This window comes from Hanamia caeni (assembly GCF_003721595.1).
GTDB classification, from domain to species: Bacteria; Bacteroidota; Bacteroidia; order Chitinophagales; family Chitinophagaceae; genus Ginsengibacter; species Ginsengibacter caeni.
Genome location: NZ_RJJR01000013.1, coordinates 141,270 through 156,177 on the forward strand (window position 1 = coordinate 141,270; position 14,908 = coordinate 156,177).

At 38.7% G+C, this 14,908-nt stretch carries 16 protein-coding genes and 1 tRNA gene; 7 read left to right on the top strand and 10 right to left on the bottom strand.

Annotation, left to right across the window (positions count from 1 at the left end):
- Nucleotides 1-54: 54 nt before the first annotated feature.
- The 3 genes from EFY79_RS15460 (at nucleotide 55) to nth (ending at nucleotide 1,388) form a co-directional block, all read left to right on the top strand.
- Entirely contained in the window at nucleotides 55-357 is a 303-nt protein-coding gene (locus tag EFY79_RS15460; RefSeq protein ID WP_123121626.1) for an FtsB family cell division protein, read from the top strand.
- Nucleotides 358-438: 81 nt separating this feature from the next.
- Nucleotides 439-672, top strand: a complete 234-nt coding sequence (locus EFY79_RS15465; RefSeq protein WP_123121627.1) for a hypothetical protein — start codon at nucleotides 439-441, stop codon at nucleotides 670-672.
- 59 nt (nucleotides 673-731) lie between these two features.
- A complete protein-coding gene (gene nth / locus EFY79_RS15470; protein WP_123121628.1) occupies nucleotides 732-1,388 on the top strand; it encodes an endonuclease III in 657 nt (218 codons plus the stop codon).
- Between the two features lie 7 nt (nucleotides 1,389-1,395).
- Here nth and EFY79_RS15475 read toward each other — a convergent pair whose 3' ends face one another.
- From EFY79_RS15475 to gyrB, 4 genes are all read right to left on the bottom strand, one after another.
- A complete protein-coding gene (locus EFY79_RS15475) occupies nucleotides 1,396-3,240 on the bottom strand; it encodes a 2-oxoacid:acceptor oxidoreductase subunit alpha (RefSeq protein WP_123121629.1) in 1,845 nt (614 codons plus the stop codon).
- 289 nt (nucleotides 3,241-3,529) lie between these two features.
- Nucleotides 3,530-3,730, bottom strand: a complete 201-nt coding sequence (locus EFY79_RS15485) for a hypothetical protein (protein WP_123121631.1) — start codon at nucleotides 3,728-3,730, stop codon at nucleotides 3,530-3,532.
- A gap of 116 nt (nucleotides 3,731-3,846) precedes the next feature.
- Nucleotides 3,847-4,998, bottom strand: a complete 1,152-nt coding sequence (locus tag EFY79_RS15490) for a hypothetical protein (protein ID WP_123121632.1) — start codon at nucleotides 4,996-4,998, stop codon at nucleotides 3,847-3,849.
- Nucleotides 4,999-5,149: 151 nt separating this feature from the next.
- A complete protein-coding gene (gyrB, locus tag EFY79_RS15495; protein ID WP_123121633.1) occupies nucleotides 5,150-7,129 on the bottom strand; it encodes a DNA topoisomerase (ATP-hydrolyzing) subunit B in 1,980 nt (659 codons plus the stop codon).
- Nucleotides 7,130-7,409: 280 nt separating this feature from the next.
- Between gyrB and EFY79_RS15500 the strand changes: the two genes are divergently transcribed.
- Together EFY79_RS15500 and EFY79_RS15505 are read left to right on the top strand one after the other, a co-directional pair.
- Nucleotides 7,410-7,483 (top strand) — tRNA-Asn (locus EFY79_RS15500).
- 266 nt (nucleotides 7,484-7,749) lie between these two features.
- Nucleotides 7,750-9,126, top strand: coding sequence for a 3-keto-disaccharide hydrolase (locus tag EFY79_RS15505; RefSeq protein WP_123121634.1), 1,377 nt, complete (start codon nucleotides 7,750-7,752; stop codon nucleotides 9,124-9,126).
- 68 nt (nucleotides 9,127-9,194) lie between these two features.
- Here the strand turns inward: EFY79_RS15505 and EFY79_RS21295 are convergent, their stop codons facing one another.
- On the bottom strand, nucleotides 9,195-9,737 hold the full coding sequence (locus EFY79_RS21295; RefSeq protein ID WP_148041936.1) for a hypothetical protein: 543 nt from the start codon (nucleotides 9,735-9,737) through the stop codon (nucleotides 9,195-9,197).
- A 282-nt stretch (nucleotides 9,738-10,019) separates the two neighbouring features.
- A complete protein-coding gene (locus EFY79_RS15515; RefSeq protein WP_123121636.1) occupies nucleotides 10,020-10,850 on the bottom strand; it encodes a universal stress protein in 831 nt (276 codons plus the stop codon).
- A gap of 255 nt (nucleotides 10,851-11,105) precedes the next feature.
- On the opposite strand from EFY79_RS15515, the gene EFY79_RS15520 reads away from it, so the two are divergent.
- A complete protein-coding gene (locus EFY79_RS15520) occupies nucleotides 11,106-11,876 on the top strand; it encodes a patatin-like phospholipase family protein (RefSeq protein WP_123121637.1) in 771 nt (256 codons plus the stop codon).
- Nucleotides 11,877-11,960: 84 nt separating this feature from the next.
- On the opposite strand, the gene atpH is transcribed toward EFY79_RS15520, so the two are convergent.
- The 4 genes from atpH to EFY79_RS15540 form a co-directional block, all read right to left on the bottom strand.
- Entirely contained in the window at nucleotides 11,961-12,524 is a 564-nt protein-coding gene (gene atpH, locus EFY79_RS15525; protein ID WP_123121638.1) for an ATP synthase F1 subunit delta, read from the bottom strand.
- Nucleotides 12,525-12,534: 10 nt separating this feature from the next.
- On the bottom strand, nucleotides 12,535-13,029 hold the full coding sequence (gene atpF, locus EFY79_RS15530; protein WP_123121639.1) for a F0F1 ATP synthase subunit B: 495 nt from the start codon (nucleotides 13,027-13,029) through the stop codon (nucleotides 12,535-12,537).
- Nucleotides 13,030-13,116: 87 nt separating this feature from the next.
- On the bottom strand, nucleotides 13,117-13,368 hold the full coding sequence (atpE, locus tag EFY79_RS15535) for an ATP synthase F0 subunit C (protein WP_123121640.1): 252 nt from the start codon (nucleotides 13,366-13,368) through the stop codon (nucleotides 13,117-13,119).
- A 30-nt stretch (nucleotides 13,369-13,398) separates the two neighbouring features.
- Nucleotides 13,399-14,490, bottom strand: a complete 1,092-nt coding sequence (locus EFY79_RS15540; protein WP_123121641.1) for a F0F1 ATP synthase subunit A — start codon at nucleotides 14,488-14,490, stop codon at nucleotides 13,399-13,401.
- 38 nt (nucleotides 14,491-14,528) lie between these two features.
- Between EFY79_RS15540 and yidD the strand changes: the two genes are divergently transcribed.
- The gene (gene yidD / locus EFY79_RS15545) at nucleotides 14,529-14,879 is read left to right on the top strand and encodes a membrane protein insertion efficiency factor YidD (protein WP_233578033.1); all 351 of its coding nucleotides are present in this window, start codon (nucleotides 14,529-14,531) and stop codon (nucleotides 14,877-14,879) included.
- Nucleotides 14,880-14,908 lie beyond the last annotated feature (29 nt).

Here is a 14,908-nt window from a genome sequence, read left to right on the forward strand (position 1 = left end):
AAAAGTTGATAGATTTTTAAAATTATTTTTTTAACTTTCAAACAGTTATAATTTATGAAAAAATGGCGTAGCATATTTTATAACAAATACTTAATTACGGGCATAGCTTTTGCGATTTGGATGATGTTTTTTGACAGGAATGATCTTCCTTCTCAAATTCGCAGATCTTCGGAGTTATATAAAATGAAGCAAAATCAAAAAAATATGGCTTTGCTTATTGCCAATACAGAGAAGGAGTTGCAATTATTAAAAACTAATCCTGAAACACTTGAAAAGTACGCACGGGAAAAGTTTTTGATGAAGAAGGATAACGAAGATGTATATATTGTCACATTAGATTCATCTTCAATCAGATAAGAGCCTATGTACAATAGATTTGATCAAAAAACGTTTTAATGATGGATAAGATGTTTAATTTAATAAAGCCCATTTTTTTTTATGACTAAAATCACACCGGAAGATCTGGTTCGGTATCTATATAATGAAACGTCCGGTAGAAAGGCTGAGACGATTCGGATAGCCTTACAAACCGACTGGGATTTGCGCGAGAGCTACGAAAAATTAGTAATTTCTGAACAAAATTTAGATAACATTGAGCTTTCTTCACCACGGCCAGAAACCGTAAATAAAATTTTGGATTATGCTTCGAAGAAGCGCGTTCCTGTTACCTGAGTATTCAAAATTAAAAATTTCAAATTATTTTTATCCCGCATCAATTGCGGGATTTTTTTATGACAAGAAAAGAGAAGTACCGGTTTGTGATTAATTATTTTGTGCAGAATAATCCTGACGCAAAGACTGAATTAATGTATGACAATCCTTACCAGTTGTTGGTGGCGGTTATCCTGTCTGCCCAATGCACCGATAAAAGGGTAAACATTACTACGCCTGTCATTTTTGAAATTTATCCGGACATTTCATCTCTTAGTAAGGCTACTCCGGCAGAGTTGTTTCCGCTTATTAAAAGTATTTCGTATCCTAATAATAAAACTAATCACCTGATAGGTATGGCCAAAAAAGTTATGTCTGATTTTGGAGGTAAAATACCAATGAGTGTAAATGAACTGATGGAATTACCTGGTGTAGGAAGAAAGACGGCAAATGTGATAACCTCCGTAATCGATAATCAGCCTAACATGGCGGTGGACACGCATGTTTTCAGGGTAGCAAACCGGATAGGATTAGTAAAAGCGAAAAATCCACTGGAAACAGAAAAGCAATTGATAAAAAACCTTCCGAAAGACCTGGTGCATGTTGCCCATCATTGGCTGATTTTGCATGGACGTTATATTTGTGTTGCCAGAAAGCCTAAATGTGGTAATTGCGGTTTGCGGCCTGCATGTACTTATTATCAAAAAGTTGTAAAACCGACTTTAGAGCCACAGTAAACACACATTAAAGCATACTTTTTATTTTATCTGTCAATTCGGTTTTTTTGAAGGGAATCCCTTTGATTTTATTAAATCCTTTTGCATTCACTAAGTATTTATCCCGAATTATTTTGATAAGCTGCCCGTTATTTAATTCCGGAATCAAAACCTGCTCAAAGTTTTTAATTATCGTTCCCAGGTTTTTGGGAAAAGGCCGTATATAACGGAGATGAACATGGGAAACCGCGTAACCCTCTTTTATTAATTCTGCTACGGCACTTTTGATAGCCCCATAGGTACTTCCCCATCCAATTACGAGAATCTTTCCCTTTTCTGCACCGTTATCTATCTGTTGGTCAGGAATATCGTCCGCAATTTTTTCTATTTTTTCCTCACGGATTTTTACCATCATTTCATGATTCTCAGGATCGTAGCTCACATTGCCTGTAATATCTTGCTTTTCCAAACCGCCTACCCTATGTTCGAGTCCTGCAGTTCCGGGCACTGCCCATGGCCTTACAAGCCGGCTATCTCTTAAATATGGCTGGAAAGTTTCTTCATTTGCCTCAAGAGAGGTTTTAAAATTTACTTTGATAGCTGGTAGTTCATCACTTTGAGGAAATCTCCAGGGTTCAGATCCATTTGCCAGGTATCCATCGCTTAAGAAAATCACGGGCGTCATGTGCTGTACGGCCACTCTCACTGCTTCATACACCGCATAAAAACAATCAGCGGGTGTGGATGCAGAAATTACAGGCATTGGGCTTTCACCATTTCTTCCATAAAACACCTGTAGCAAATCGCTTTGTTCAGTTTTTGTAGGTAAACCCGTAGAAGGGCCACCTCTTTGAATATCACAAATTAGTAACGGAATTTCCAGCATCACTGCCAAACCCATTGCCTCTGATTTGAGCGCTACACCCGGGCCACTTGTAGTAGTTACGCCAAGGCTTCCACCATAGCTTGCGCCGATGGCTGAACTTATGGCTGCGATTTCGTCTTCGGCCTGAAACGTTTTTATGCCAAAATTTTTATGGCGGCTCAGTTCATGTAAAATATCACTTGCCGGGGTTATCGGGTAGGAGCCTAAAAACAGTGGTAATCCGCTTTTTTGAGATGCAGCAATCAATCCGTAAGCTAATGCCTGGTTGCCATGGATGCTACGGTAATTGCCCGGAGGCATAGCAGCCTTTTTAACAGAATACCTTGTGGTAAATGTTTCGGTGGTATCGCCATAATTATACCCTGCCTGCAGCACTTTGATATTGCTTTCGAGGATATCAGGCTTTTTCGAAAATTTTTCTTTTAAAAATGAGATAGTATTATCAGTAGTACGGTTATACATCCAATACAAAAATCCTAAAACAAACATATTCTTGGCCCTGTCTTTTTCTTTGGTGCCAAGCGTAAAATCCTTTAAGGTTTCCCTGGTTAATTTTGTAACCTCCATTTTTATTACCTGATAACCCTCGAGGCTTCCGTCTTCTAATGGGTTTATTCCTTCAGGATAATTCGCTAATCTTAAATTCTTTGCGTCAAACCCTTCAATGTTGGCAATGATAATTCCATTCTTTTTTATGGAACTTAAATTACTTTTTAATGCGGCTGCGTTCATAGCAACAAGTACATCGCATGAATCTCCCGGAGTGAAAATCCTGTCGCTCGAAAAGCGAAGCTGAAACCCGCTCACCCCCGGCAGCGTGCCTTGCGGTGCACGAATCTCAGCGGGAAAATCCGGAAAGGTAGAGAGGTCAATGCCTAAGAGAGCCGTATTATTAGTGAATTGTGATCCGATAAGCTGCATACCATCGCCGCTGTCTCCCGCAAACTTTATGACTACTTCCGGTAAAAGTTCTTCTTTTGTTTCCATTATTTTAATTGAATCGGCAAAATTAAAAAATATACGGCGTTTTTTAACGGCGATTGTTTTCGCGGAACGGAAAAAAAGACGAAGGATAGTTTTTGGTATAAGCTTTTTAAAACCGGGTAAGAATTTGCATTTGAAAAAATAAAGAGGAGCAGAGGGAAACAGGTAAAATTTTTAAATAACCCTGCAAAAAAAAGCTCTTTATGTTTGTTTACTGGCTTTTCCTATTAATGAAAAAGCGATACCAGTCGGGTACAACGGATATCGCTTTTTTAGCTTTTTCTAAAAGCAATTACCAACCTTTTTTAGCAACACCATCTTTCACAGCCTCTAATGCATTGGCTTCACTAAGCATGGTGGTCATTTTGTTGCCTTTCCCATCGTGGCCTTGGGCCATATATCCGCCGCGGGAAGTTTTAGTAATTACTGCATCCTGCATGGGAACATTTTTTTCCTTGGTTTTCATGCAATAGGCTGTTAACATTTTTGCCATCTTTGTTGGTTTATAGTTTAAAAATTAAATTAAAATTCATAGCCTGGAGGCTATTATTTTCAAATTTAGGAATTTATAAGTATTTAGCGTTATATATTTCCTAACAACGCTACTACTCAAAAATCGAGCGCATTTTTTACTTTTTTCAAATTTACTTTCAGATAATACTTTAAATACATTTCGTAAGAATACTCCAGCCCGGTACCGCTGCTGCTTTTTTCTATCAAATCTTTGTAGGGAATAAATCTGAAATCAAAGTAAACATTTTTGAAAATCTCTTTATCAAAAATAAAACTGGCGATAACCAGTTCACGGTGTTTCTCCACAAGCCCCGGATATTTTTCCGAAACAGATTGAAACAAAGCCATTCCGCGCGGGCCGATAAAGCCTTCCGCATTCCAGTACCTGAAGTCGATTCCAACATTTTTGAACTGGAATAATAAATGGGACAAAAAGCCATTTCCTTCATTAAAAGCTTGCCTTTTTTCTCCTGAAACATCTTTATAATTCACATAATAATTTTCAAAAACAACTTTCTGAAACAGTTTTCTATTAAAATTATAAGTAACCGAAGCGCCGGTGGCAAAATTAGTAAGCGATTGAAGCGGCGTATGCAAACTATCGTACTGGCCGCCCTTGTGAGAATAGATTAATTGAACAGGAATATGAATATCCCAATTATTTTTTTCCCAAACGTTTAAGTTACCCACATAGCCGATATCAAACTCCTCCTTGAATTTATCGCCCGGGTGAATTGCCTTTCGCCAATTTATAAACAAATCATGATTGTAAGGCTTGGTATCTACCAAAAACTGGAACCCGTTTTCAAGCCTTTCTTTAATGATGAGTTTATAATCATAAATGGGTTCTATATATCCATGATTCAAATTTCCTTCGATATTGCCGATGATAAATGCAGAATGCTTTGCCTTATATTTTACTTCAAAAGTAGGAGCAATGGTGGTGTATCCGGGCCGGCCAAATTCCTTCTGCAGATAAATACCGGCTTTAAGCATCAGCTTTGGAGAAACCTGGTATTCTAATTCAGGAATTAGTTGGTAGCCAAACAGCGTGCCACTCAGGGGAATGTTTCCAAACCATTCTGTATTGTTAATATAATTCAGATTGTACAGGTTGAATGACAATTGCTGGCTGTCAGCGGGATTGATAACGGTCCGGTTTTTAAAAACGGGGTAGTCTACCTGTGCCTTTGCAGTAAAAAAAGTAACCAGCGTTAAGACGAAGAGTATTACAGCAAACTTTTTCATGAAAATTTAGAATACTTGAAAATTTGAGCTGCAATATAACATCATCAGGATAAAATGAAACTATTAAGTTTCCTGTTAAATAAATTTGACTGAAAGGCAACAAAAAAGCTTCCCCAAAGTTGAAGAAGCTTTTTAGATTTATTCAAAAAAATTAAACATCAAGGCGGGCATACTTGGCGTGATTTTCTATAAATTCCCTTCTCGGCGGTACATCATCTCCCATCAGCATGCTGAAAACGCCATCTGCTTCTATAGCATTGTCTATGGTTACCTGCTTTAGAGTCCGGGTTGCCGGATTCATAGTAGTTTCCCAAAGTTGTTCACTGTTCATTTCTCCCAAACCTTTGTAACGTTGTATATGAACGGCATCCTCTTTTCCTTCTGCAAATTGTTTAATCCACGCCTTGCGGTCTTCATCATTAAAAGCATAGGCCTGTTCTTTTCCTTTTTTCAACATATAAAGAGGCGGTTGAGCCAGGTAAACAAAACCTTGTTCAACTAATTCCTTCATATACCGGAAAATAAAAGTAAGAATCAATGTCGCAATATGGCTTCCGTCCACATCTGCATCGGTCATTATTATCAGTTTATGATAGCGAAGCTTTGATAAATCAAGCGCTTTAGGATCTTCCGGTGTTCCAATCTTTACACCCAAAGCCGTAAACATATTTCTTATTTCTTCATTGTCATAAATCTTATGTTCCATTGCCTTTTCCACGTTCAAAATTTTCCCCCGAAGAGGAAGGATAGCCTGGTAACTTCTGTCTCTTCCTTGTTTGGCAGTTCCTCCTGCCGAATCTCCCTCCACCAGGAATAGCTCGCAACGAAAAGGATCTTTATCACTACAGTCCGCTAATTTTCCGGGTAAGCCGCCTCCTGTGAGCACGCTTTTCCGCTGCACCATTTCCCTCGCTTTTTTGGCGGCAGCTCTTGCCTGTGCGGCCAAAATAACTTTCTGGATAATGGTTTTGGCATCTTTGGGATTTTCCTCAAGGTAAGCAGTAAGCACTTTGCTCAAAGTAGAATCAACTACGCCCATTACTTCGTTGTTTCCCAACTTTGTTTTTGTCTGACCTTCAAATTGAGGTTCCGGAACTTTTACTGAAATAACGGCCGTAAGGCCTTCCCTGAAATCGTCGCCTTCAATTTCCACTTTTGCTTTTTCAAACATTCCTTCCTTTTCGCCATAGCTTTTGAAAACGCGGGTAATGGAGCGCCTGAATCCGGATACATGGGTGCCACCTTCAATAGTATTAATATTATTCACATAACTAAATAAATGTTCCTGGTAGCCTGTATTATAAATAAGAGCCACTTCAACAGTTACATTGCTGGATTCATCATACCCATCGCAATAAATGACAGAAGGCAGTAAAGGCTGACGATTTCCATTCTTATCAATCAATCTTACAAATTCTACTATGCCCCCTTCACTGAAAAATGTTTTGGAATAAGTCTTGCCTTCTTCATTTTTGTCCCTCAGATCATTAAGTGTTATGCTTATCCTTTTGTTTAGAAAAGCCAGCTCTCTTAACCGGCCTTCCAGAATTTCACGGTTAAATACAGAAACAATAAAGATAGAAGGATCCGGCAAAAAACGAATGATGGTTCCGGTTTTATCACTTGTTCCAATTTCTCTTACAGAATATTGTGGAATTCCCTTAATATATTCCTGTTCGAAAACTTTGCCGTCTCGGTTAACCGTTACATGAAACTCAGTACTAAGCGCGTTTACGCAGCTTACGCCCACGCCGTGCAAACCACCACTTACTTTATATGTGTTTTTGTCGAATTTTCCGCCTGCATGTAATACCGTCATTACCACTTCCAGCGCGCTTCTCCCTTCTTTCTTCATAATCCCCGTAGGAATTCCGCGACCGTCATCTGAAACGGTAACTGAGTTGTCTTCATTAATAGTAACAATAATATTCGAACAATAGCCAGCCAACGCTTCGTCTATAGAATTATCAACCACCTCGTAAACCAGGTGGTGAAAACCTTTGGTGCCAACATCGCCTATATACATTGCCGGTCTTTTTCTAACTGCTTCGAGGCCTTCAAGTACCTGAATACTATCTGCCCCGTAACCGTCCAATTTTGGGGTTACAATTTCTGCTGTTTCTTCTGACATATTAGTGGGATAAAATTCAATTTGGGATGTAAAAAATTACGGTGCAAAGTTACGCAAATATGCACTGAATACCTAAAGAATTGAATATTGAAAGCCTTGATTTTTAGCTATGAAAGCTATTTTTAGAAATACTTTAAAATCAATTTTTGTTACAAAGTAAAAATCTCTATTTTTGCACCCCCGAAAAGGGAAAAACCCTTTGATTCAGATATTCAAAGCATCTGACTGTTAATCAGAGGGTCGCTGCTTTCAGACAGCGTAAAAAACTTGAGATAAATATTCCTCCTTAGCTCAGTTGGTTAGAGCATCTGACTGTTAATCAGAGGGTCGCTGGTTCAAGTCCAGCAGGGGGAGCAGCCATAGTAAAGGGTTTCAGAGAATGAAGCCCTTTTTTTATTTTTGTCAGCATACAAATCCAATTTAAACAGTTATTTTATCATTTAGACAAATTCTATAATCATCCCGAAGGTTTTCTCAAGCCTCTGATGCTAATTTCGTAATACATTTTCCTGCAAAATATAGTCACCTTAATCGTTTCTTAGTATATGTTAGTTTTCAATTCCCGATTATTTCAAAAAAGCTATATTTACTTCTATATTCTTTATTCAATCACATCAAAAATGAAAATAAAATTCTTTGTTATTGCCCTTGCCATTTTTCCTTTTCTTGCTTTTGTTCACCCGGGAATTCATGAAAATGATAATGGATGGAAAAGCCTTTTTAATGGCAAAAACCTGGATGGATGGCACCAGCTTAACGGGCATGCAAAATATTCTGTTGAAAATGGGGAAATTGTCGGAACAACCGTCCCTAATACGCCGAATTCTTTTTTAGTGACCAATGAAACTTACGGGGATTTCTTTTTGGATCTTGATCTGAAAGTGGATACTTCTATGAACTCCGGTATCCAAATCCGCAGTGAAAGTTCTGCAGATTACAATAACGGACGGGTACATGGATACCAGGTGGAGGTTGATCCGTCTAAAAGGGCCTGGAGTGGTGGCATTTATGACGAAGCGCGCCGGGGATGGCTTTATCCTTTAGAGTTAAATCCCAACGCAAAAAGTGCCTTCAAAAATGGCCAATGGAATCATTATCATATCGAATGTGTTGGCAATATTATAAGAACATGGGTAAATGGCGTTACCGCCGCAAACCTGGTGGATGATATGACAAAAAAAGGATTTATAGCTTTGCAGGTTCACCAAATTCCGGATGCAAGTCATGCGGGTAAGCAAATCCGCTGGAAAAATATAAAAATTAAAACCAGCGATTTAAAACCAACTGCGTCCGATAAGATATTTGTAATGAATCTCGTGCCCAACACTTTATCGGCGCAGGAAAAGAAAAACGGCGTTTCATTTCTTTGGGATGGAAAAACCAGCGAAGGATGGAGAGGAATTGATAAAAAGAATTTTCCTGATTCAGGTTGGGTAATTAAAGATGGAGTTCTTACTGTGCTTGCTTCTAACGGGCGCCAGGAAGGAATGGGTGGTGACATTGTGACTGATAAACAATATGGCGCTTTTGATCTGCAATTTCAGTTTAAATTGACGCCGGCAGCCAACAGCGGTGTAAAGTATTTTGTAAAGGAAAGTTACGACACACATGGCATGTCTGGCATTGGACTGGAATACCAGGTGCTCGATGATAAGCTTCACCCTGATGCAAAGCTTGGCCGGAATGGCGACCGCACCTTGTCGTCTTTATATGACTTAATACCCCGCAAAAATATTCCCGGTGCAATGAAACCCATTGGCGAATGGAATTGGGGGCGTATAGTTGTTTATCCTGACAATCATGTAGAGCATTGGCTGAATGGTTATAAAATGCTGGAATACCAGCGAGGTTCTGATGAATTTAAACATCTTGTTGCGATTAGCAAATACAAAAACTGGAAGAATTTTGGCCTTTGGGATGAAGGACATATCCTTTTGCAGGATCATGGCAATCAGGTTTCATATCGAAGTATCAAACTCAAAGAATTAAAGAAATAATTCAAAAAAAAAATTGATTATTTACTCATTTACTGGTAGGCGCGATTACTGCGGTTTTTAAAATAATTTTATTGTTTGGGACTGGTAGTTACCGATCCGGCTCCATTATTATTTTTTTCCCATGTGTTAAATTGGGGCGAACTGCTTCCGAGCCGTGTATCCATATATGGCGGTTCTGGTGGCGCTTTTGGCTTAGGCGTTACTTTTGGCGCAGGGGCTGTTGCTGTTACTACAGGAGGGGCAGTAACTGAAGAAGAAGAATTAAGTTTGGTGTCTGAAGGCTGCACGGTTACGGGTGTGCTGGTAACCGCCGGCCCGGCTTCTATTGACGGCATTTCTGTGACTTGCTCATTAGGAACTATTGATGGAGAAGGGCTTACCACCGTATTGTTGGTGGAAGGCTGCGTGGTTATTGCGGGCGATTGCTGCGACGGAAGTACCGGCGACGCAGGCGTCGTAACCTCGTTATTAATTTTCGGGGCTTCCTGTGGCCGTGGGTAATACTTATCCATCTTTGGATGAGCAGATTTTATGGTAGAATCCTGTCCAAAGCTTTCCAACGAAACTACAGTAAACAAGATGCCAAATAATAGAATAAGTTTTCGCGCCATGAAATTGTTTTCTTAAAGTTATTTATATTAATTCAACAAAATCCTGTTACTATAGGTCAAACAATAAATTTAATTAACCTTTAAACAAACTTTTAGATTTTGATAATTTAAAAGAAGACTTTTTTAAAAGAATCGGTGCAGATTATTAACAATCCAAAGCGCTCTTATACAAAAAAGCCCTTAATTTTTAATTGAAGGGCTGTAATTCACGGTTTCTTAGGTTTTTAAAGGGATAAAGTTTTCGGTGTTAGTTAGATAAGAAATAAAATAGTCCGCTATTTATTAGTTTACTGACTGTTTTGCCGGAAACACTAACAATGGGATTAAAGTTTGGTAGCACATATTTTTAGTGTGAATTGTCCCGAATGTTCTTTTTAAAAATGAATGCTTTTGTGCCACCATGGCCAACATATTGGATGGGTTTAGTTTCAGATATTCTTCAATTCCCTTTTCAAGCTTATCGCTTTCATAGCTTTCAAAGCGGTGATGGAATTTTGCAAAAGACAAGTCTGCCTCTGTTTTGCCTATCGTATTTTCAACTTCCACCAATTGCCTGTTCTTTTGTACGTTCAGCACATTGATATTGGAGTCGTACTTTTCAGCAAACCCATCTAAAATCGAATAATCTGCGTGGCTCATTACAAATTCACTGGCGAATGTAATTTGCCGTATGGGCTCAAATTTGGCTTTTTTCGGAATAACTAAAACGGGAATGTCTGATTTTCGTATCAGCATAGTAGTTGTGCTTCCAAACTTTGAATTGCTTTTTCCCTTTCCCTTCATTCCCATCACCACTATATCTGCCCGTTTTGAGGCGCTGAATTCCTCTATTACTTCGGTTGGCAACCCCTTTCGCAGGTAAGCTTCTACTATTATGTGGTATTTTTCAGATAACCTGAGTATTTCGTTTTTCATCAGCTTTTTATTATTTTCCGACAATTCGGCCTCTGTTATAAGATAAGCTGTGGCTGAAATATCTTCTATAACCACCCTCGGCGCCACCACATTTAATAGAATTAATTTCGCCTGGAAATCCTGTGCTAATGCGGCGGCATATTCCACGGCATTTGTGGAAGCATCAGAAAAATCTGTGGGAACAAGTATATTTTTCATAACACATTTTTGTTTTATTTCGTACTAAATGGGATAAAATTATTTTAGGAAAGCCATCTTTAGATTGAGCGACATCATTTCAAAAAATGATTTTTATCACCTAATGATTAAGAAAAATAAAAACCGGCCCTGTTTATTGCTTTACTATCATAGTTTAAAACATTGCGCCGCGTTTGGCGGCGTTTTGAGAGGGAAAGATAATTGAATGACCAACTGAGCAGCTAATTGAAAACTATTTATAATTTTATTTAAAAAATGAATAAAATCGGATTGGTTTTGAGTGGAGGAGGGGTAAGGGGGTTTGCACACCTGGGACTTTTGAAAGTTTTAGATGAATTGCGCATCCGGCCAGCAGTAATATCAGGCGTTAGCTCGGGGGCCATTTTTGGAGCATTATATTCTTATGGCTATTCGCCTGATCAGATTTTGTCCTTAGCGAAAAAGAATTCTTATTTCGGCGTTTCTAATTTTTTGTGGAGAAAAGAAGGCTTGTTTTCCATGCAGCCCATTCGGAAAATTTTGTTAGATCTGATTCCTGAAAATTCTTTCGATGCCTTAAAAATTCCTTTATATATAAATGCTACAGATATTTTGCATAACAAAACCATTTATTTTTCATCTGGAGAATTGATTTACCCGATTGTAGCTTCTGCTTCTTTTCCTGTGTTATTTCAAGCGATACCTATTGAAAACAGCAAATTTGTAGACGGCGGTCTGCTCGATAATTTCCCAATAGAACCGCTCGTAGATCATTGCGATAAAATTATCGGTTCCCATGTAAACAGGCTGGGTTCCATTGGTGAAAAAAATATAAAATTTTCTAAAACGCAAATGATCGAACGGTGCTTTCAACTGGCAATTGCTAATTCAGTGTATTCCAAAGTATATAAATGTGATGTATTTGTTGAGCCTGCATTAAACGGCTTTGGCTTATTCAAAATGCGCAATATGGAAAGGATTTTTGAGATTGGTTATCATGCGGCTTTGGAGCAGAAACCAAATATTGAAAGATTATTGGAAATTTGAAGGCTTCCTGCTCTTAACTATTTTCAGGAAAATAAAAAAGCCGGAAGGCCCGGCTTTAAAAAGTAAATCACTTTGAAATTTTGCTTATCTCAGTTTGTGGAGATATTCATTGTCCGCAAATTGCTTGGACAAATCTTTAAGATTGCGTAACACGCTTTTGTCAATTAATTTTCCTTCCATTTGCAGGATAAATCCGCCGATAATTTTTTCGTCTACTTTATTTTCAAGCTGGATGTTATCGAACGAAGTGCTGGCCCTGATTTTAGAAACAAAACTTTCTTTCAATTCATTGCTTGCCGGAGAGGCTGTAGTAAGTTGGGCAATATGAATTCCGGTTATCACATTGTATTGTTCGATAAATGAATGAATAATTCCGGGCAAATTCGGCTCCCTCCCTTTGTTACAAATCAATTTCAAAAACGTATCTGTCACTTTTGAAACGTTGCCGCTGGTTATTGCATTTATGATTTTGTATTTTTTGTCGGGATTAATGATAGGGCTTTCGAGCATGAGCACAAAATCACGGTTTCTATCAACAACAGACTTCAAAAAAGATACATCCTGGTGTACCTCTTCCAGCTTATTATATTGCATGGCAATATCAATAAGGCTTTTGGCGTACCGTTGTGCTAAACGTGGATTATTCATTTTTATTAAATTAATTTAATTCAATATTCTGAGCCAATTGCTGAATATATTTTTCCTGTTCTTCCTTGTTGCTTAATTCGCGACGCAGCACTTTTTCACTTACTTCGAGCACCAAATTGCCTACCTGGTTTTTAAGGTCTACAATAGCGGCCATCTTTTGCTGATTGATTACGCTTTGAGCGTCTGCTACTATTTTGTTGGTTTCGCTACGCGCCTGCTCTTTTGCGTCCTGGATCATTTTGTCCCTCATTTCCTTTGCTTCTCTCATCATCTGGCTTCTTTCTTCGCGTGCCTTTGCCAGCAACGCTTCATTTTCGCTATGCATCTTTTCCATTTCTTTTCGCATATTTTCAGCAGAAAGAATTGAATCAGAAATATTTTTTTCCCTGTCATTCAAAGATTTCAGAATAGGTTTCCAGGCATATTTTCCCAGGATGTAAAGCACAATAATAAAAGCTAATAAAGTCCAGAGAATGAGCCCAAGATGAGGAGATAAAAGTTCCATAATTATGGTTTAAATAAATTAAATGAATTCCAAAATTAAAAATACTGCATCCTCCGCCCTGTGCTTTGGATGCAGTAAGATTTGCGCTTAGGCTGTTTTTAAAACGGCCAATAACCCGGCGATAACCGCAAAAAGGGCAACCCCTTCTACCAATGCAGCCGCCAAAATCATGTTAGCACGAATTTCGTTGGAGGCTTCCGGCTGGCGCGCAATTCCTTCTACTGCGCCTTTACCTATCTGGCCAATACCGATACCTGCTCCGATAGCAGCTAAACCAGCGCCGATAGCACCGCCAAGATGAGAATATCCAACTTCAAATAACACGGTCATTAGTGACATAAATCTGGGTTTTGATATGAATAAAAATCTTTATAAAAATGCATGATCGTTTTTGGCTACGTCGTGGTCACTTCCTTCAAAGCCTTGTCCGATGAAAATAGCGGTAAGCACCGTGAAAATAAATGCCTGGATAAAAGCAACCAATATTTCAATGAAGTAATCAAATACAACGAACAATATGGAAAAAGGAGAAAATCCAAAACCGGCAACTTTACTCATTTCGCCAAAAATAAAAATGAGCGAAATGAAAGCCAGGATAACAATATGACCCGCCACCATATTCGCAAAAAGACGAATAATCAGAGCGCCCGGTTTAATTACAAATAAGCCAAACAGTTCTACCGGAACCAGAATAACCTTTACTAAAAATGGAACATCAGGCGGCCAAATAATATGCTTCCAGAAGTGTGGGGTTGTACTGAAAAGTATTACTACAAGAGAAATAAGGCCAAGTATGAGCGTGAAAGCGATATTGCCTGCTACGTTCGCGGCGCCTGGTATCATCCCAAAAATAGCATTAATGAGAATGAAGAAAAACACTGTAAGTAGATAGGGCATATATCTCTCCCATCTTGATCCGAGGTTTGCCTTTCCGACATTGTCGCGTATAAAGATAATAATCGGTTCCAGGAATCCCTGTGCTCCCGATGGTGCTGAAACTACGCCATGCCCCTTCTTATATTTGTTACCGATTTTAACCATCACAATCGTAAAGATGGCCAAGGCAAATATCGTTTGAACTACATTTCTTGTTAAGGAAAAATCATATACAGTAGTGCCTTCATCTACGGGCACAATTTTATTTCCTCCCTCCAGTTTATAGCCATCATAGCTTTCGTCATGATTGTGGCCAAATCGTTTAGATGAAAATACTGATAGCCCTTTTTGAGGAGAATACAGAATTACAGGTAAATAAATGGAAGCATGAAAATCGCCAATAGAAAAAAAGTGAAATTCATAAGCGTCCTGAACATGATTGAGTATGGACGTGGTGGGATCAAATTTTTCTTCAGCGTTCTTGTGTTCTTCATGGGTTTCCTGGGCATAAGTATTTTGCGAAAATACGCCAAAAAACAGGCTGAAAACCGCTACCATCAAAGATTTCATGAATTTTGAACCCATACTTCTTCTGAATTTTGCGCAAAGATAAGGTTTGATTGATGAATGCCATATTAAATAGGGCATATTTTTTATTAAAAAATCCCTTAAACATACATGAAAGAATCCACGAAAATGATTCTTTCAATTTTCAACGCGTGGGAACAATGTACCTTTGTGAGATGAAATCAGTGAAGCAAATATTCGCTTTTCCCTTTATAGCGCTCATAAAAATATATCAACTGGTTATTTCTCCGTGGCTGGGGCCTTCATGCCGCTACACGCCTACGTGCTCTCAATACAGCCTTGAAGCTTTTAAGAAATATGGACCGATAAAAGGCGGCTGGCTTTCCATCAAAAGGATAGCACGGTGCCATCCCTGGGGTGGACATGGCCATGATCCTGTACCGTAGGCAGAATAAAAAACGGATTTTATTTATCT